This is a genomic window from Terrabacter sp. RAF57 (assembly GCF_052113925.1).
In the GTDB taxonomy this organism is placed as follows: Bacteria; Actinomycetota; Actinomycetes; order Actinomycetales; family Dermatophilaceae; genus Terrabacter.
In genome coordinates this window covers 50,609-67,598 of record NZ_JBFRDT010000009.1, presented here as the reverse complement: position 1 = coordinate 67,598, position 16,990 = coordinate 50,609, and the positions used below count along the sequence as shown (strand labels likewise).

Genomic DNA, 16,990 nt, shown 5'->3' with positions numbered 1-16,990 from the left:
GCCGGACTCCCTTCCGGTGCGTGGCCCACATCTGCGTGTGCGGGAGTCGCCTCGACCCCCGGATCGGACGCGGACGGCATACGCCATCTGCGTCCCGCTGCTCGGCTCAGACCGGCCACTCCTCGCGGAGCAGGGCCCACGTGTTGTCGTCGAGCCACGTACCGTCCTTGCCCAGCGACTTCGCCCGGATCGTGGCCTCGTGCCGCATCCCGATGCGGCGCAGGACGCGGTTCGAGGCGATGTTGTCGGCGTAGGCGTCGGCCGTGATCCGGCGCAGCCCCAGGTCGCGGAAGCCGATGACGAGCAGCTCGGCGGCCGCCTCGGCCGCCAGCCCGCGGCCCTGGGCGTCCGGATGCAGCGCGTAGCCGATCGTCCCCTCCCACTCCTGTGCCGGCGCGCGGCCGATGCTGTGGCACGGCTCGAGCCGCAGCATGACGTCGCCGACGACACGACCCGTGCGCCGCTCCTCGACGGCGAGGCCGAGCAGTGGCTCGGCAGCACCGAGCCGTCCCCGCTCGATGCGCTGGGCGATGCGCTCGCGCACCTGGTCGTGGCTCAGGACGTCGTGGCTCAGGTGGACGACGACCTCGGGCAGGCAGCGGTAGGCGTGCACGGCATCGACGTCGTCGAGCGTCAGCGGACGCAGCAGGAGGCGATCGGTGAGCCGCGGCCACACGAGCCGGGACAGGTCCGGGGACGCCTGCACTAGCGCCAGCCGTCCGCGGCGACCCCGCCGGGCACGTCGCCGGCCGGGTCGTAGGGCGTGCGTGTGAAGCGGAACGACGCGAGGTCGAGGTGCGACGGCGTGCCGTCAGCGGCGCGCACGACGCGGAGCGGCTCACCCGTGTAGTAGCCGTCCAGCCCCACCCAGGCGTCGGGGCCGTCCGCGACGAAGCGCGAGCCCCGCGCCTGGCCGGGCTCACCGAGCACGAGGTGCTCTCCGACGACCTTCGCCATGGACACGGACGGCCCCCAGTGCCACGTGCCGACGAGCTCGAGCGCCGACGGGTCGCCCGACGCGAACCACGGCTCCGGTGGTCGCGGCTCGCGCTCGACGAACGCCGTGAGCAGCTCGGGGGCGATCGGGCCCATCCCGCTCGTCGTGTTGGTGACGACGACGACACCGTCACCGCTCTCGACCTCGACGCGCAGCCCCGCGAGGAAACCGGGCATCGAGCCGCCGTGACCGGCATACCTCGTGCCGTCGACGTTCCAGACCTGCCAGCCGAGCCCGTGGGCCGTGGTCCAGGGCTGGCCCGGGTTGTCGTTCACCGTGTGGGGCTCGTACATCTCGGCGAGGGTGTCGGGCGACAGGAGCCCGCCGGTGTCGCCCCCGGCGAAGGTGGCCCAGCGTGCCAGGTCCTGCACCGTGGTCCAGAGCTGTCCGGCCGGGGCCATCGCGCCTGCGTCGTGCTCGGGTTCGGGCAGCAGGACGTCGGCAAAGGGGTGCACAGCGAGGCCCTGCGCGGCGCGGCCGCTGGGGCGGGTCGTCGTCCGGGACATGCCGAGCGGGTCGAGCAGGTCACGCCGGACGACCTCGAACCAGTCGACCCCGTGCGCTCGGGCCAAGAGCTCGCCGAGGGCGGCGAAGCCGACGTTCGTGTAGTGGAAACGCCGACCGGCCCGGAAGCGCTGCCCCACAGGCGAGCCCGCGACAGGGCCTGCGAGCGACTCCCAGTCCCCACCGGGCGTGCGCTCCCACCACGGGCCGTTCGTCTCGGCCTGCACCCCGGCCCCGTGCGAGAGCAGCTGGGCGATCGTGGCGCCGCCCAACCGCGAGCCGGGCACGTGGTCCTCGAACCGGTCGAGCAGGTCGAGCCGTCCGGCATCGCGCAGGCGCATGACGGCCACGGCCACCAAGGTCTTCGTGATGGAGCCCATCCGGTACTGCGTGTCGGTGTCGGCCGGCTGCCCGCCGAGGCGCCCGTCGAGCGTGCCGATGGCGTCGGACCACACGAGCGTGCCGTCACGCACGACGCCGGCGGCGACCGAGGGCAGGCGCCCGCGACGCTGCTCGGCCGCGAGCAGGTGGTGGAGGTGGCGGGCGGTCACGGGGTCGATCTCGCCGTCGGTGGCCGGGACGTCGGCGTCGCTGCGCGGGTCGGTGCTCACCCGCTCCAGCCTAGGCCGGGGGTCTCTGGCGTGGCGCAGGCCACCCCGGCAGGATGGGACGGCGGCCCCACGGTCGCCCCGCATCGGATATCTTGACATCAAGATTTATTCGGGGATCCTCGAAGACCGGATCCCGGCACGAACAGCAACCCGAACGGAGCACCAGCGTTGGACTCGACAATCATCTACACGCACACGGACGAGGCGCCCGCCCTGGCCACGGCCTCGCTGCTGCCCATCGTCTCGGCCTTCGCCAAGCAGGCCGGCGTCGAGGTCGAGACGCGTGACATCTCACTCTCGGGTCGCATCATCGCCGCGTTCCCCGACGCCCTGAAGCCGGAGCAGCGGATCGGTGACGCCCTGGCAGAGCTCGGGGCGCTCGCCAAGACGCCCGAGGCCAACATCATCAAGCTCCCCAACGTCTCGGCGTCGATCCCACAGCTCAAGGCCGCCGTCGCCGAGCTCCAGGCCGCGGGCTACGCCCTGCCCGACTACCCCGACAACCCGTCCACCGACGAGGAGAAGGCAGCTCGGGCGGCGTACGACAAGCTCAAGGGGTCGGCCGTCAACCCCGTTCTACGCGAAGGCAACTCGGACCGCCGCGCCCCGGCGTCGGTGAAGAGCTACGCGCGCAAGCACCCGCACTCGATGGGCGCCTGGAGCGCCCACTCGAAGACCAACGTCGCGACGATGGGTGCCGACGACTTCCGCCACAACGAGACGTCTGTGGTCCTGCCCGCCGACGACACGTTGCGCGTCGAGCTCGTCGGCGCCGACGGGTCCACCACCGTCCTCAAGGAGTCGATCCCCGTCCTCGCCGGCGAGGTCGTCGACGCGACGTTCATGGACGTCGCGAAGCTGCGTGACTTCCTCTCCGAGCAGGTCGCCCGCGCCAAGGCCGAGGGCGTTCTCTTCTCGGTGCACCTCAAGGCCACGATGATGAAGGTCTCCGACCCGATCATCTTCGGTCACGTCGTGCGCGCCTTCTTCCCCGACGTCTTCGAGACGTATGCCGGCGCGCTGGCCTCCGTGGGCGCGTCCCCCAACGACGGGCTCGGCGCCGTGCTCAAGGCCGTCGAGGGCCTGCCCGCCGACGAGCGCGCCGAGGTCGAGGCCGCCGTGGCCAAGGGCTTCGAGGACGGCCCGGCCATCGCGATGGTCGACTCGAACAAGGGCATCACCAACCTCCACGTGCCGAGCGACGTCATCGTCGACGCGTCGATGCCGGCGATGATCCGCACGTCGGGTCACATGTGGGACCGAGAGGGCGGCGAGCAGGACACGCTGGCCGTGCTGCCCGACAGCTCGTACGCCGGCATCTACCAGGTCGTCCTCGACGACTGCCGCGCCAACGGCGCCTACGACCCGTCGACGATGGGCTCGGTCTCCAACGTCGGGCTCATGGCGCAGGCGGCCGAGGAGTACGGCAGCCACGACAAGACGTTCGAGATCCCGGCCGACGGCACCGTGCGCGTCGTCGACTCCTCGGGCGCGGCGCTGCTCGAGCACGCCGTCTCGGCGGGCGACATCTGGCGCGCCTGCCAGACCAAGGACGTGCCGATCCGCGACTGGGTCAAGCTCGCCGTCACGCGAGCCCGCGCCACAGGGACGCCGGCGATCTTCTGGCTCGACGCCGACCGCGCCCACGACGCGAACCTCATCACCAAGGTGAACGAGTACCTCACCGAGCACGACACCGACGGCCTGACGATCGAGATCATGAAGCCGACCGACGCGATCGCCTACTCGCTCGGGCGCATCCGCAAGGGCGAGGACACGATCTCGGTCACGGGCAACGTGCTGCGCGACTACCTCACCGACCTCTTCCCGATCCTCGAGCTCGGCACCTCGGCCAAGATGCTGTCGGTCGTCCCGCTCATCAACGGCGGTGGCCTCTTCGAGACCGGCGCCGGCGGCTCGGCCCCGAAGCACGTGCAGCAGCTCGTCCAGGAGAACTACCTCCGCTGGGACAGCCTCGGCGAGTTCCTCGCCCTGGCCGTCAGCTTCGAGCACCTCGCCGACGTCACCGACAACCCCCGCGCGCGGGTGCTCGGTGAGACCCTCGACCGGGCCACCGGCACGCTCCTCGACGAGAACAAGGGACCGGCGCGCAAGGTCGGCCAGATCGACAACCGCGGCAGCCACGTGTGGCTGGCCCTCTACTGGGCCCAGGAGCTCGCCCGGCAGACCGACGACGCCGCGTTGGCCGAGACGTTCGGCCCCGTGGCCCAGGCCCTCGCCGACAACATCGGCACGATCTCCCAGGAGCTCGTCGACGCGCAGGGACACTCGGTCGACATCGGCGGCTACTACCGTCCCGATGCGGCCAAGGTCGCCTCGGTCATGCGTCCGTCGAAGACCTTCAACGAGATCATCGACGCGCTCGCCTGACCGCGTCCCCCGCGCAGCACGTGCCCACCCGACTCACGGAGTCGCGTGGGCACGTCGCGTATGCCGTCACGCACGTCGGACGCCGGACGATCCATGAGCACGGGGCGGGCGGAACGACATGCTCCACCACGTCGACTGCTGATGAGAACGCTTGTGGCAGTTAGCCGTCCGCGTCGCGCAGGGCGTCACTGGCCTCCGTGATGATCGCCTGCATGGCAGCCGCGGCGGCAGCACCGTCGCCGGACTGGACCGCCTCGGCGACGTCACCGTGCAGGCGGACCGCGAGGGGGTTGGGCGTGGCCGGCATGAGGTCGTGGTGGGTGCGGCCCGCGAGCACCTCGCCGACGACGTCGGACAGCGCTGCGAGCATCTCGTTGCCGGAGGCGGCGAGCAGGGTCGAGTGGAAGAGCTGGTCGGCCACGAGGTAGGCCTCGAGGTCGCCCGACTTCGCGTGCACCGCCATCTGCATGACGGCGCCCATGAGCGCCCCGCACTGGTCGGGGGTCGCGCGAGCCGCGGCGAGCTCGGCCGCGACGGGCTCGACGCCTCGGCGCACGTCACCGAGACTGAGCAGCTGCTGCTCACGACCCGGCCCGTCGAGGCGCCAGCGGATGACGCGCGGGTCGAACACGTTCCACGACGTGCTGGGCAGCACGCGCACGCCGACGCGCTTGCGGGCCTCGACGAGTCCCATCGAGTCGAGGACCCGGACGGCCTCGCGCACGACGGACCGGGACACCCCGTAGCGCTCGTCGAGCTGGTCGATGCGCAGCACGGTGCCCGGGGCGAGCTCGCCGGTCGCGACCTGTCGGCCGAGGTCGTCGAGCACGCTCGCATGCAGGGCGGGGCGACGGTCCGTGGGCACGGACCCAGCCTGACACACGGCGGTCGTCATCCGGCTCACCCAGCATTAAAACGGTTTTATTAGCCTTCATGGCTTGATAAGACGCTCTTGTTGCTGCACCCTAGTGCGAGCGACTCGACGAAGACGTCGTTCGAGCCGGACGAAGGAGTCACGGAGACATGCAGCACCACCCACCTCCCCTGGTCGTCGTCATGGGGGTGTCCGGCTCGGGCAAGACCACCGTCGGCGCGGCCCTCGCGCAGCGCCTACGCGTCCCCTTCGCAGACGCCGACGACTTCCACCCCCAGGCCAACATCGACAAGATGTCGGCCGGCATCCCGCTGACCGACGACGACCGCGGCCCGTGGCTCGCGACCATCGCCGCGTGGCTCGGTGAGCACGCGGAGAGCGGTGGTGTGGCGAGCTGCTCGGCTCTCAAGCGCGCCTACCGGGACGTCCTCGCGGCCGCGGCGCCCCACGTCTTCTTCGTGCACCTGCACGGCAACCCCGACGTCATCGCCGCCCGCGTCGCCGGCCGGCCCGGACACTTCATGCCCACGGCCCTCGTCGAGTCGCAGTTCACGACCCTCGAGCCCCTCGAGCCGGGCGAGCGCGGAGCCGTCCTCGACGTCGACCAGCCGGTCGACGACCTCGTCGGCCAGTCCCTCACCCTCATCGATCCTCGCGACCCGGAAGCGACCCGCTCATGACCTCCGACCTGCTCTCGATCCTGCCCATGTCGGCGCTCGCCGCCGACGACCTCCCCGCCATCCCGGCCGGCCGGCTGGTCCCCGCGGCCCTGCTCGGCATCGCCGTCCTCGTGGTGCTCATCGTGCGGTTCAAGCTGCACCCGTTCCTGTCCCTGACGCTGGGCTCGCTCACCGTCGGCGCCGTCGCGGGCGTCCCGATGGCCGACGTGCTCGACAGCTTCACCAAGGGCTTCGGATCGACCGCCGCGGGCGTCGGCATCCTCATCGCCCTCGGCGCGATGTTCGGCAAGCTGCTCGCCGACTCCGGCGGTGCCGACGAGATCGTCGACACGATCATCGGCCGCAGCGGTCCGCGCACCCTGCCGTGGGCGATGGCGGGCGTCGGCGCCCTCATCGGCCTGCCGATGTTCTTCGAGATCGGCCTCGTCCTGCTGATGCCCGTCATCTTCCTCGTCGCGCGCCGCTCGGGACTGTCCCTGGTCCGCGTCGGCATCCCGGCACTCGCCGGCCTGTCGGCCATGCACGGCCTCGTGCCTCCCCACCCGGGCCCGCTCGTGGCGATCGACGCCCTCAAGGCCGACCTCGGAGTCACCCTCGGCCTCGGCATCCTCGTCGCGATCCCGACGATCGCCGTCGCGGGCCCGTGGTTCGCCCGCGTGGCCGCCCGCTGGGTCGACGTCCCCGCGCCCGAGCTCTTCGAGTCGCGTGCGTCCGAGAGCGGACCGCGTCCGTCCTTCCCCGTCACGCTGCTGACCGTCCTGACCCCCGTCGCCCTCATGATGGGAAAGGCCCTCTCCGACATCCTCACCGCCGACGGCACGGCCGTCCGCACCGTCCTCGACTTCCTCGGCACGCCGCTCATCGCACTGCTCATCGCCGTCATCCTCGCGATGTTCACGCTCGGCCGCGGCGCCGGCATGGGTCTCAAGGAGGTCGGGTCGTCCCTCGAGGCCTCCCTCGGCCCGATCGCCGGCATCCTGCTCATCGTCTCCGCCGGCGGCGGCTTCAAGCAGACCCTCGTCGACACCGGCATCGGCCAGCTCGTCGCCGACTGGATCGCGCAGAGCGGCCTGTCGGTGCTGCTGCTGGCCTGGCTCGTCGCGGTCCTGATCCGCCTCGCGACCGGCTCGGCCACCGTCGCGACCGTCACGGCCTCCGGCATCCTCGCCCCGCTCGCGGCCGGGATGCCCACGGCCCAGGTATCGCTCATGGTGCTCGCCATCGGCGCCGGCTCGGTCTTCTTCTCGCACGTCAACGACGCCGGCTTCTGGCTCGTCAAGGAGTACTTCGGGCTCAAGGTCGGCCAGACCATCAAGTCGTGGTCCGTCATGGAGACGATCCTGTCTGTGACCGGTCTCGTCCTCGTCCTGCTCCTCGACCTCGTCGTCTAGCCGACTCGGAAGCCCAGCACACCCACCTGAACCGTCGAGAGGCGCAGACCGTGGCCTCTCGACGGTTCAGGGTTGGGCGGGTCAGCGGATGCGGACGCCGCTGATGGCCCTCGCGATGACGAGTCGCTGGATCTCGGACGTGCCCTCGAAGATCGTGTAGATCTTCGCGTCGCGCGACCACCGCTCGACGGGGTGGTCGGTGACGTAGCCGGCCCCACCGAGGATCTGCACCGCCTTGTCGGTCACGGCGACCGCGACCTCACCCGCCTTGAGCTTGCTCATCGAGCCCTCGGCCGCGGTGAACGGCTGGTTCGTGCGCCCCATCCACGACGCCCTCCAGACGAGCAGCCGGGCCGCGTCGATCTCGGTCCGCATGTCGGCGAGCGCGAACGCGATCGCCTGGTTCTCGATGATCGGCCGACCGAAGGCGACGCGGTCCTTGGCGTAGTCGAGGGCGTACTCGTATGCCGCCCTGGCGATCCCGAGCGCCTGCGCACCCACCGTGGGGCGCGAGATCTCGAACGTCCGCATGGCCGCCTGTCCGCTCGACGACCCTCCCTCGCGGGCCCGGGCGAGGCGCTCGTCGAGCTTGTCCTTGCCGCCGAGCAGGCACGAGCCCGGCACGCGCACGTCGTCGAGGAAGACGTCGGCGGTGTGCGAGGCGCGCAGGCCGAGCTTGCGCAGCTTCTTGGCGCCCTCGAGCCCCTTCGTGCCGGGCGGGACGACGAAGGCGGCCTGCCCTCGCGAGCCGAGGTCGGGGTCGACGACGGCCGTCACGACGTGGACGTTGGCGATGCCGCCGTTGGTGATGTAGGCCTTCTGGCCATTGAGGATCCACTCGTCGGCGGCCTCGTCGTAGCGGGCCCGCGTGCGCATGGCGCCGACGTCGGAGCCGGCCTGCGGCTCGGTCGTCGCGAAGGCCCCGAGCTTCGGGTCGTCGGCGTCGCCGTAGCACTGCGGCAGCCACTCGACCATCTGTTCGGGGGTGCCCGAGCCGTAGATCGCGGCCACCGCGAGGGTCGTGCCGAAGATCGACATCCCGATGCCCGCGTCACCCCAGAAGAGCTCCTCGTTGGCGAGGTTGATCGAGATACCGGTCGGGTCGGACCAGCACTGCGCCAGGAACTCGAAGCCGTAGAGGCCGTTCTTGGCCGCCTCCTGGATGACCGGCCAGGGCGTCTCCTCCCTCGCGTCCCACTCGGAGGCGGCCGGGCGCACGACGTCGGCGGCGAAGCCGTGCACCCAGTCGCGCAGCTCGGTCTGGTCGTCGTTCAGGGCGAGCGAGAACTCCACCACGACGTGCCTCAGGCCTTGGGGATGTCGAAGAAGTTCGCGATGTTGGCTGCGAGACCGAGGTCGCCCTTGGCCTTGATCTTGCCGGTCATGAACATCATGACCGGGTTGCCGCTCTTGGTGATGACCTTGGTGAAGTCGACGGGCGACATGGCGAGCGACAGCGTCGAGTCGCCGTCGTGGCCGGGCACCGACGTGCACGTGCCGTCGGCGAAGCGCACGGTCCACTCGTCGGCGCCGCCGTCGGGACGGCCGGTGATGCTCCAGTGCGTCGTCGCGGTCGTCGATCCGGCGCGGTCGGGGCGGAAGAGCTCGGGCATCCGACGGAAGATCGCGTCGACGATCGGGCCGCGGTTGGCGCTCTCCATGACCTCCTTGACGTCCTTGTCGGACATCTCCTTGACGATGCGGATGAAGTCGCCGGGCTCGACGGCAGCGAGCTGCTCGGCAGTGGCGGTCGTGAAGTCGATCTCGGGCATGAGGGTCCCTCCGGAGGAAACGGCATGGTTACCGCGAGTAGGTTACCGGACGGTTCAGCCGTCGAGGAACCAACCCGCGACCATCCCGTCGGGACGGCCGGGCTCGATGTAGTGCTCGTGGGCGAAGGCCACCGCGAACATCTCGACCGGCATCTGGAGCATCCCCTGCGCGTCGGACTGGCTTGCGTGCGCCTTGAGCGCCGAGCGCTTGACCTCGAGGAACTCGCTGACGTCGCACGCCCAGTGCAGCTCGCTCTCGAGGCTGCCGAGGGGGTTGCCGTCGTCCATCGGCTGGCTGGGGTCCCACTCCCCCACGTCGAGGCCCGCGGCCATCGCGGCCTGGTGCGAGCGGATCATCGCATCGCGGTTCATCGAGCCCTCGAGGTAGCGAGGCGTGCCGGCGAGCTCGGCGGCACGCTTCGTCACGGCGTGCACCTTGACGTGGTCGGGGTGGCCGTAGCCGCCGTGCCAGTCGTAGCCGACGAGAACGTCGGCCGCCTCCTCGCGCAGGACGGCCGCGAGGCGCTGCGCCGCCTCCTCCGTGTCGGCCCGGGCGAAGCTCTCCTCGTGGTCGTTCTGGGCCCACCCGGTCATGCCGGAGTCGGCGTAGCCGAGGAACGCGACGCGGTGGGTGCCGATGACGGCGTTGGAGGCGGCGGCCTCGGCCCGGCGCCGCTCGACGACGGTCTCGCCCTCGGCCAGGTCGTCGGGCGCGTCGCCGTGGTCGCCGTTCGTCGCGACGACGAGCACGACGCGGTGGCCCTCGCTGACGGCGCGCGCCATCGAGCCCGCGGACTGCGAGGCCTCGTCGTCGGGGTGGGCGTGGACGAAGACAACGGTTGACATGGACTCAGCCTCTCACCGCGGGCCGACGTTCCCGTCACCAGCGCCACCGGGCGCGACCGGCAGCGTGTAGACGACGTAGCCCTCGAACGTCGCGAGCTCGTCGTAGAGCCGGCGAGCGACGGCGTTGGACTCGTGGGTCTGCCAGTAGACGCTGCCGCAGCCCTGCGCGCGCGCCCAGTCGCGCACGGCTGCGATGAGGGTGCTCGCCACGCCCCGGGCCCGCACCGCCGGGTCGGTGAAGAGGTCCTCGAGGTAGCAGAGGTCGGGTTCGCTCGAGCTGGGGTGCACGAGGAAGTGGGTGATCCCGACGAGCTCGCCGTCTAGCCATGCCCCGAGCCCGTGCAGCCTTGCGTCAGACGCGATCTCGCGCCACGCCCTGTCGTATGCCGCCTGGTTGAGCTCGCGCTCGTAGAAGCGGATGTACGCGCGGAAGAGCGTCTCCCACCGGTCCCGGTCGGCGGGTTCCAGACGTCGGGTCTCGATCACGACCCGACGCTAGCGCGACGGCACCGTCCCCGGCAGGGCCACGACACGGCATACCCAATGAGCCACTCGAGTGAGCGCCCAACCACACTCGAGTGAGCACGCGGTCACAGACGAGCGAGCGCCCCACCCCACGAAGGTGGGACGGAGCGCTCACTCGAGTGGGACGGAGCGCTCACTCGACGGGGTGGGTCAGGCCTTCTTGGCGGTGGCCTTCTTCGTCGTGCGCGTCGTCGCCTTCTTCGCGGTCTTCTTCGCCGTCTTCTTCACGGCGCGCTTGCGGGTCGTCGGGCCCTTGGCGCGCTTCTCGGCGAGCAGCTCGAAGCCCCGCTCCGGCGTGATCGCCTCGGGGTCGTCGTCCTTGCGCAACGTCGCGTTGGTCTCGCCGTCGGTGACGTACGGACCGAAGCGGCCGTCCTTGACGACGACGGGCTTGCCGCTGACGGGGTCGGCGCCGAGCTCCTTGAGGGGCGGGGCGGCCGCGGCACGACCGCGCTGCTTGGGCTGGGCGTAGATCGCGAGCGCCTCGTCGAGCGTGATGTCGAAGAGCTGCTGCTCGGTCGTCAGCGACCGCGAGTCGGTGCCCTTCTTGAGGTACGGGCCGTACCGACCGTTCTGCGCGGTGATCTCGACACCCTCGGCGTCGGCACCGACGACGCGCGGCAGCGAGAGCAGCTTGAGCGCCGACTCGAGGTCGAGCGTCGCGAGCTCCATGTCCTTGAAGAGCGAGGCCGTGCGCGGCTTGACCTTGGCGGTCTTCTTGGCCTTGGGCTTGTCAGCCCCGGCCGCGGCGGCGGCGTCGTCCTCGATGACCTCGGTGACGTAGGGCCCGTAGCGCCCGGCGCGTGCGATGATCTCGCGGCCGGTCTCGGGGTCCGTGCCGAGCACCTTGCCGTCGTCGGCGGCGACCTCGAGCAGCTCGCGCGCCTTCTCGGGCGTCATCTCGTCGGGCGCGATGTCGTCGGTGATCGTCGCGCGGCGCGGCGTCGACGGCACCTCGGCGCCGTCGGCGAGCTCACCCGTCGCGAGGTCGACGCCCGCGGGCACGAGCTCCTCGACGTAGGGGCCGTAACGGCCGACGCGGACCACCATGCCGTCGCCGATCGGGATCGTGCTGATCTCCTTGGCGTCGATCTCGCCGAGGTCCTCGACGAGGTTGCGCAGACCGGCGGCCGAGGTGGCCTCCTCGCCGAAGTAGAAGCGCTTGAGCCACGCGACGCGACCCTCGTCGCCGTTGGCGATGCGGTCGAGGTCCTCCTCCATCGAGGCGGTGAACTCGTAGTCGACGAGGTTGCCGAAGTGCTCCTCGAGCAGCCGGGTCACGGCGAAGGCGAGCCACGTCGGCACGAGGGCCTGGCCCTTGGTGAAGACGTAGCCGCGGTCCTGGATGGTGCCGATCGTCGAGGCGTACGTCGACGGGCGGCCGATGCCGCGCTCCTCCATCGCCTTGACGAGGGTGGCCTCGGTGAAGCGGGCGGGCGGGCTCGTCTCGTGGCCGTCGGCCTCGGCGCGCACGACCTCGAGCGGGACGCCGGCGCTCAGCTTGGGCAGGCGGCGCTCCTCGGCGGCGGCGTCGGCGCGGGCGGCGGACTCGTCGTCACGGCCCTCCTCGTAGGCGGCGAGGAAGCCCTTGAAGGTGATGACGGTGCCGCTCGCGCTGAACTCGACCGACTGGGCGCCCTCGAGCGCCGTGTCGACGGCGAGCTTGACGGTGGCGGTCGAGCCACGGGCGTCGGCCATCTGCGACGCGACGGTGCGCTTCCAGATCAGCTCGTAGAGGGCGAACTCCTCGCCGCGCAGCGACCCGGCGACCTGGGCCGGGCTGCGGAAGCGGTCGCCGGCGGGGCGGATGGCCTCGTGGGCCTCCTGCGCGTTCTTGACCTTCTTCTCGTAGCGACGCGGGCTGTCCGGGACGTACTCGGCGCCGTACATGTCGCGGGCCTGGCTGCGCGCGGCGGTCATCGCGGCGTCCGACAGCGTCGTGCTGTCGGTACGCATGTAGGTGATGTAGCCGTTCTCGTAGAGCCGCTGGGCCACGCGCATCGCGTTCTTGGACGACATCCGCAGCTTGCGGGACGCCTCCTGCTGGAGGGTCGAGGTCGTGAACGGGGCCGACGGGCGGCGGGTGTAGGGCTTCTCCTGGACGTCGGTGACGCGCGCTTGGAGCCGGCGCTCTGCGCCGGAGAGGGGCAGGCAGGCCTCGGCGATCCGGGTCGCGAGGGCCTCGTCGAGGTGGACGACGCCCTTGCCGGTCAGGCGGCCGTCGTCGGCGAAGTCGCGACCGGTGGCGACGCGGACGCCGTCGACCGACGAGAGCCGGGCCGTGAACTGCTGGCTCACACTGTCGGGGGTGAAGTCGCCCTCGACGTCCCAGTAGGAGGAGCGGACGAACGCCATGCGCTCACGCTCGCGCTCGACGACCATGCGGGTCGCGACGGACTGGACGCGGCCGGCCGAGAGGCCCTGGCGGACCTTGCGCCACAGGACCGGGCTGACCTCGTAGCCGTAGAGGCGGTCGAGGATGCGGCGGGTCTCCTGGGCGTCGACCATCGCGGTGTCGATCTCGCGGGTGTCGTTGACGGCCCGCTGGATCGCCTCGCGGGTGATCTCGTGGAACACCATGCGCTTGACGGGGACCCGCGGCTTGAGCGCCTCGAGCAGGTGCCACGCGATGGCCTCGCCCTCGCGGTCCTCATCGGTGGCGAGGTAGAGCTCGCTGGCGTCCTTGAGGAGGCGCTTGAGCTCGGCGACCTTCTTCTTCTTGTCGGGGTCGACGACGTAGTACGGCTCGAAGCCGTTGTCGACGTCGACGGCGAACTTGCCGAACGGGCCCTTCTTCATGTCGGCCGGCAGCTCGGAGGGGTTCGGCAGGTCACGGATGTGACCGACGGACGCCTCGACCTCGAAGTCGCCTCCGAGGTATCCGGCGATGGTCTTCGCCTTGGCGGGCGACTCGACGATGACGAGCTTGCGGCCCTTGCCTGCGGCCATGGTGCACCTTCAACTTCCCGCATCTCACGTGCAGCGGATTCGTCGCTGCCCCGACGTGGACGCGGACCGACCGTAACAGCCCGCGCCGAGTGCGGTCTCACGACATCCACCGGAGGGGGCGTATGCCGTCCGCCGCAGCCCGGGTCCTCGGGCTCGCTCGGGTGGGTGGTGCGGGCACCTGCCGCGGGTGCGGCGAAAAGGGGCCACCCGGCATACGCCCTCGGGAATGATGGCGATCCAATACTCGTTCCCCATGATAGTTTAGACTTCAACAACTTCGGAAGGAACTGCCATGTCCGCCCCCGTCCTGTACCTCAGCCACGGCGCCCCGCCGCTCGCCGACGACGAGCGCTGGACGGCCGAGCTGGCCGGATGGTCAGCGGACCTGCCGAAGCCCACGAACGTCCTCATGGTCTCCGCCCACTGGGAGGACGCACCGACGACGCTCGGCTCGACGACCGGCGCACCGCTGACCTACGACTTCTGGGGCTTCCCGCAGAAGTACTACGACGTGACCTACGACGCCCCTGCCGCCCCCGGGCTCGCGGACGACGTGACGCGGCTGCTCACGTGGCCGGGCCACGAGGTGCACCGCGACGAGGCGCGCGGCCTCGACCACGGCGCATACGTCCCGCTCAAGGAGATGTTCCCTGACGCCGACGTGCCGGTGCTCCAGATGTCGATGCCGACGCTCGACCCGCGCGGCCTCTTCGAGATCGGCCGGCGCCTCGCCCCCCTGCGCGAGCAGGGCACGATGATCGTCGGCTCCGGCTTCACGACCCACAACCTGCGCTGGTTCAACCCGCACGCCGGAGCCGACGGCCTGCCCCCGCGCGCCAGCGCCGAGTTCGACCACTGGGCCCAGGAGGCCATGAAGGCCCAGGACGTCGACAGCCTGCTCGACTTCCTCGACAAGGCCCCGGCCGCCCGCGAGGCCCACCCCCGCACCGAGCACTTCGCCCCGCTCTTCGTCACCCTCGGCGCCGCCTACGAGTCCGGCGGCCTCGACAACAAGAGCGTCATCGACGGCTTCTGGTTCGGGCTGAGCAAGCGCTCCTGGCAGTTCGACTGAGACGTCGGACGCCCCCGGTCTCCGGAGGTGGGAACCGGCGGGTAACCCCATCCGTTCTCCGGATGTGGGTGCCCCACGCACGCGGCCGCGGCTCGTAACCTCCCCTGACTCCGAGCCGCGGCCGCTCCCCTCTCCGGAGGGGTCGTCCGAGCGACGGAACCCACGCGTTCGCCCACCCGTCGCAGGCGCACGGCACGTAGAGTGGCCGTACGCCCGACGAGCGCGCCGCAGGCGTGATTCGTGCGCCGTCCGCGGTGCCGACGGGCGAGGGACTTCGGTCGCGTCGCCGACGTGGCCGGCACGCGAGGGAAGGACCCGCTCCACATGACTGACCAGCCCGCCGCCCAGGCAGCCGCGCCCGCCCAGGTCGCTCCCCTCGAGCCGCCGCCCGGCGACGCGTTCATCCTCACGGCTCCCGCGCCGACGGCCGCCGTCGCCGAGACCGCCGCGCCGAAGATGGCCCCGGCCGTCCCCGAGGCGGCCCTACCCGGCCTCGACGCCAAGGTCGACACCTACCTCGACTCCCTGACCAAGGCCGCGGCCCGCTCGCCCGAGTGGGAGACCAAGGCCGCCGACGTGCGGATGATGGGCAACGACGAGGTGCGGTTCGCCGCCGAGTCGTCCAACCGGATGCTCCAGATGCCGGTCAAGGCCCTCAACGAGGGCGGCCTGTCCGGCAACTCGAAGGTCGGCAAGACCCTGCTCGACCTGCGCCGCACCGTCGAGGACCTCGACCCGGGCCAGGCCGCGGGCGCGAAGAAGTTCCTCGGCATGATCCCCTTCGGCGACAAGGTCACCGACTACTTCCGCAAGTACCAGTCGGCCCAGAGCCACCTCAACGGCATCCTCCACTCGCTCCAGTCGGGGCAGGACGAGCTCGTCAAGGACAACGTCGCCCTCAACCTCGAGAAGAAGAACCTCTGGGAGTCGATGGGCCGGCTCAACCAGTACGTCTACGTCGCCGAGCGGCTCGATGCCAAGCTCGCCGCCCAGGTCGCGACCCTCGAGGCGACCGACCCCGAGCGGGCCAAGGCGCTGCGCGAGGACGTCCTCTTCTACGTGCGCCAGAAGCACCAGGACCTGCTGACCCAGCTCGCGGTCTCGATCCAGAACTACCTCGCGATCGACATCATCATCAAGAACAACATCGAGCTCATCAAGGGCGTCGACCGCGCGACCACGACGACCGTCTCGGCCCTGCGCACCGCCGTCATCGTGGCCCAGGCGCTCAACAACCAGCAGCTCGTCCTCGACCAGATCACGGCCCTCAACACGACGACCTCGGGCATCATCGAGCGCACGTCGGAGGCGCTCAAGCAGAACTCCGCCCGCATCCAGGAGCAGTCGGCGAGCGCGACGCTGTCGATCGAGTCGCTGCAGAAGGCCTTCGCCAACATCTACGAGACGATGGACACCATCGACCAGTTCAAGGTGCGGGCGCTCGACAACATGGCCGCGACGATCGGCACCCTCGAGACCGAGGTCGCCAAGTCGCGCACCTACCTCGACCGCGTGTCCAAGCAGGACGCCCGCCGCGCCGAGAACGCCGCTCCCGGGCTGCTCGACCTCGGCTCCGGCCGGTGAGGGTGGCTGCGCCTGGAGGCCCGAGCGGGAGGTGACGGGCCCGCGACGCGGGTGAGGTGAGGCGGGATCGCCGTGGCGCGACCCGTGGAGCAGGATGTGCGTGGTCGGCCGACGGTCGGCGCGCGGGACACACCAGAGGGGACAACGCAGTGGGAATCCGGTCGTGGTTCGGGTTGGACAGGCCCGAGGCACCCGAGCCCGTGCGCTCGGGGCCGCCGACCACCGAGCAGCTCCTCGGGGCGCTCGACGCCATCGAGGCCCAGGCCCGTGAGGGCAAGGTGCCCGGCGTCGTGCTCTCGCGCCTGCTGCGGGTCACCCGGATCGTGCGCCAGACGCTGCCCCGCCTGTCCAACCTCGGCCTCGGCAGCAGCCAGGGCTTCAGCGTCATGGCCACCGCCACCGACTACCTGCCGGTCGCCATCGGCAACTACCTGCGCCTCCCACGCGACTGGGCCGACACGCGCCCCATCGCGGCGGGCAAGAGCTCGGTCATGCTCCTCGTCGACCAGCTCGACCTGCTCGGTACGACGATGGACAAGGTCTACGACGCCGTGTGCCGTGCCGACGCCGAGGCGATCATCGTGCACGGGGCGTTCCTCGAGCAGAAGTTCGGCCAGGCGTCGGACGGTGGCGTGCTGGGTCTCGGTCCGGACCCGGTGCGGGTCGCCCCACCACCCGGCACGGGCTCGTCGGGAACCGCGGACCCGTCCGGTGCCGTCAGCACGTCATCGTCCCCCCACCCGCTGGCCCCGCCGGAGTGATGCATGAACGCCGACCGTGAACGCCGACCCCAG

General features: G+C 70.9%; 14 protein-coding genes. 6 read left to right on the top strand and 8 right to left on the bottom strand.

Annotation, left to right across the window (positions count from 1 at the left end):
• Positions 1–106 precede the first annotated feature (106 nt).
• The gene (locus AB4Y83_RS12300) at positions 107–706 is read right to left on the bottom strand and encodes a GNAT family N-acetyltransferase (protein ID WP_442276923.1); all 600 of its coding nucleotides are present in this window, start codon (positions 704–706) and stop codon (positions 107–109) included.
• Positions 706–2,112, bottom strand: a complete 1,407-nt coding sequence (locus AB4Y83_RS12295; RefSeq protein ID WP_442276924.1) for a serine hydrolase domain-containing protein — start codon at positions 2,110–2,112, stop codon at positions 706–708. The genes AB4Y83_RS12300 and AB4Y83_RS12295 overlap by 1 nt, the downstream gene beginning before the upstream one ends.
• 168 nt (positions 2,113–2,280) lie before the next feature.
• On the opposite strand from AB4Y83_RS12295, the gene AB4Y83_RS12290 reads away from it, so the two are divergent.
• Positions 2,281–4,503 (top strand): NADP-dependent isocitrate dehydrogenase, encoded by a 2,223-nt coding sequence (locus AB4Y83_RS12290; RefSeq protein ID WP_442276925.1) that lies wholly within the window; start codon positions 2,281–2,283, stop codon positions 4,501–4,503.
• A 160-nt stretch (positions 4,504–4,663) separates the two neighbouring features.
• Here AB4Y83_RS12290 and AB4Y83_RS12285 read toward each other — a convergent pair whose 3' ends face one another.
• Entirely contained in the window at positions 4,664–5,368 is a 705-nt protein-coding gene (locus AB4Y83_RS12285; protein WP_442276926.1) for a FadR/GntR family transcriptional regulator, read from the bottom strand.
• Between the two features lie 158 nt (positions 5,369–5,526).
• Here AB4Y83_RS12285 and AB4Y83_RS12280 point away from each other — a divergent pair, with 158 nt between their 5' ends.
• Together AB4Y83_RS12280 and AB4Y83_RS12275 are read left to right on the top strand one after the other, a co-directional pair.
• Positions 5,527–6,057: a gluconokinase gene (locus AB4Y83_RS12280; RefSeq protein WP_442276927.1), complete on the top strand. Its 531-nt coding sequence runs from the start codon at positions 5,527–5,529 to the stop codon at positions 6,055–6,057.
• Positions 6,054–7,448 (top strand): GntP family permease, encoded by a 1,395-nt coding sequence (locus AB4Y83_RS12275; protein WP_442276928.1) that lies wholly within the window; start codon positions 6,054–6,056, stop codon positions 7,446–7,448. Before AB4Y83_RS12280 ends, AB4Y83_RS12275 begins: the two co-directional genes overlap by 4 nt.
• Before the next feature lie 81 nt (positions 7,449–7,529).
• Here AB4Y83_RS12275 and AB4Y83_RS12270 read toward each other — a convergent pair whose 3' ends face one another.
• From AB4Y83_RS12270 to topA, 5 genes are all read right to left on the bottom strand, one after another.
• The gene (locus AB4Y83_RS12270; protein ID WP_442297052.1) at positions 7,530–8,741 is read right to left on the bottom strand and encodes an acyl-CoA dehydrogenase family protein; all 1,212 of its coding nucleotides are present in this window, start codon (positions 8,739–8,741) and stop codon (positions 7,530–7,532) included.
• A gap of 11 nt (positions 8,742–8,752) precedes the next feature.
• A complete protein-coding gene (locus tag AB4Y83_RS12265) occupies positions 8,753–9,220 on the bottom strand; it encodes an SCP2 sterol-binding domain-containing protein (RefSeq protein WP_442297051.1) in 468 nt (155 codons plus the stop codon).
• Between the two features lie 54 nt (positions 9,221–9,274).
• Positions 9,275–10,066 carry a PIG-L deacetylase family protein gene (locus tag AB4Y83_RS12260; protein ID WP_442297050.1) on the bottom strand — a complete coding sequence of 264 codons (792 nt, stop codon included), beginning with the start codon at positions 10,064–10,066 and terminating at the stop codon, positions 9,275–9,277.
• 12 nt (positions 10,067–10,078) lie between these two features.
• Entirely contained in the window at positions 10,079–10,552 is a 474-nt protein-coding gene (locus tag AB4Y83_RS12255; RefSeq protein ID WP_442275827.1) for a GNAT family N-acetyltransferase, read from the bottom strand.
• 189 nt (positions 10,553–10,741) lie between these two features.
• On the bottom strand, positions 10,742–13,540 hold the full coding sequence (gene topA / locus AB4Y83_RS12250) for a type I DNA topoisomerase (protein WP_442297049.1): 2,799 nt from the start codon (positions 13,538–13,540) through the stop codon (positions 10,742–10,744).
• A 292-nt stretch (positions 13,541–13,832) separates the two neighbouring features.
• Here topA and AB4Y83_RS12245 point away from each other — a divergent pair, with 292 nt between their 5' ends.
• The 3 genes from AB4Y83_RS12245 to AB4Y83_RS12235 all read left to right on the top strand — a co-directional run bounded on the left by AB4Y83_RS12245 (position 13,833) and on the right by AB4Y83_RS12235 (position 16,957).
• Complete coding sequence (locus tag AB4Y83_RS12245; RefSeq protein ID WP_442297048.1) at positions 13,833–14,612, top strand: dioxygenase family protein; 780 nt, start codon at positions 13,833–13,835, stop codon at positions 14,610–14,612.
• 324 nt (positions 14,613–14,936) lie between these two features.
• A complete protein-coding gene (locus AB4Y83_RS12240) occupies positions 14,937–16,196 on the top strand; it encodes a toxic anion resistance protein (RefSeq protein WP_442275824.1) in 1,260 nt (419 codons plus the stop codon).
• A 200-nt stretch (positions 16,197–16,396) separates the two neighbouring features.
• Positions 16,397–16,957 (top strand): hypothetical protein, encoded by a 561-nt coding sequence (locus tag AB4Y83_RS12235; protein WP_442275823.1) that lies wholly within the window; start codon positions 16,397–16,399, stop codon positions 16,955–16,957.
• Positions 16,958–16,990 lie beyond the last annotated feature (33 nt).

What these genes read in the sequence shown, in the direction of transcription:
- AB4Y83_RS12280 (WP_442276927.1), top strand. Translation starts at nt 5,527, where the DNA reads ATGCAGCACCACCCACCTCCCCTGGTCGTCGTCATGGGGGTGTCCGGC.
- AB4Y83_RS12275 (WP_442276928.1), top strand. Translation starts at nt 6,054, where the DNA reads ATGACCTCCGACCTGCTCTCGATCCTGCCCATGTCGGCGCTCGCCGCC.
- AB4Y83_RS12265 (WP_442297051.1), bottom strand. Translation starts at nt 9,220, where the DNA reads ATGCCCGAGATCGACTTCACGACCGCCACTGCCGAGCAGCTCGCTGCC.
- AB4Y83_RS12260 (WP_442297050.1), bottom strand. Translation starts at nt 10,066, where the DNA reads ATGTCAACCGTTGTCTTCGTCCACGCCCACCCCGACGACGAGGCCTCG.
- topA (WP_442297049.1), bottom strand. Translation starts at nt 13,540, where the DNA reads ATGGCCGCAGGCAAGGGCCGCAAGCTCGTCATCGTCGAGTCGCCCGCC.
- AB4Y83_RS12245 (WP_442297048.1), top strand. Translation starts at nt 13,833, where the DNA reads ATGTCCGCCCCCGTCCTGTACCTCAGCCACGGCGCCCCGCCGCTCGCC.
- AB4Y83_RS12240 (WP_442275824.1), top strand. Translation starts at nt 14,937, where the DNA reads ATGACTGACCAGCCCGCCGCCCAGGCAGCCGCGCCCGCCCAGGTCGCT.